The following is a 534-nucleotide window of genomic DNA, read 5'->3' on the forward strand; positions in this document are numbered from 1 at the left end:
GGATCTTGCCTGCACATCGCCACCGGGATCCAGCGCTTGGCCGACGCGAAGCTGATCGCCGCGGTACCGGATCTCACGACCGTCCTGCTGCGGCTCCTGACCACGCCCGAACTGATGCGCGACGACCTCGCCCCGAACACGCGCGACGCCGTCACGGTCGCCCGTGACCTACTGGTGCGGGTCGCCCCACACCTCGAGATCGGATCGTGAGGGGCAGGGCCACGTCGGGCTACCGGTCACTCTGCCCGTGGCCGGCGGCCGGCGCGCAACGGCTGCGGTCGCGCCGCCCCCCGCGGCGGGGCGGCCAGCAGGTCGGCAACCCGCACAGCCAGGGCCTGCCCCATCGCCTCCAAGGTCGCGATGGTCCCGTTCTCCGAGCCGCGCTCGACCCCGCCGCCCCAGCCCGGGTCGATCCTCGCGGCGAGCGCCACCCCCTGCTCCGACCTCCCGCGTTCGACAGTCAGCTGCCGCAGCTGCCAGCCCTAGCTCTCCCGCCCGTCCTTCGTCCGAGACCGCACAGCCAGCGCTCTACCC

At 73.6% G+C, this 534-nt stretch carries 2 protein-coding genes; one reads left to right on the forward strand and one right to left on the reverse strand.

Features of this window, described 5'->3' with window-relative positions:
* Positions 1–210 (forward strand): hypothetical protein (locus tag MKK75_RS07055; RefSeq protein ID WP_244041898.1); only part of this gene is annotated, 210 nt, incomplete at its 5' end.
* A gap of 26 nt (positions 211–236) precedes the next feature.
* Here MKK75_RS07055 and MKK75_RS07060 read toward each other — a convergent pair.
* Positions 237–431: a transcriptional regulator gene (locus tag MKK75_RS07060; protein WP_244041899.1), complete on the reverse strand. Its 195-nt coding sequence runs from the start codon at positions 429–431 to the stop codon at positions 237–239.
* Between the last annotated feature and the right edge of the window lie 103 nt (positions 432–534).

The organism is Methylobacterium sp. J-030, assembly GCF_022829545.1.
Classification (GTDB): domain Bacteria; phylum Pseudomonadota; class Alphaproteobacteria; order Rhizobiales; family Beijerinckiaceae; genus Methylobacterium.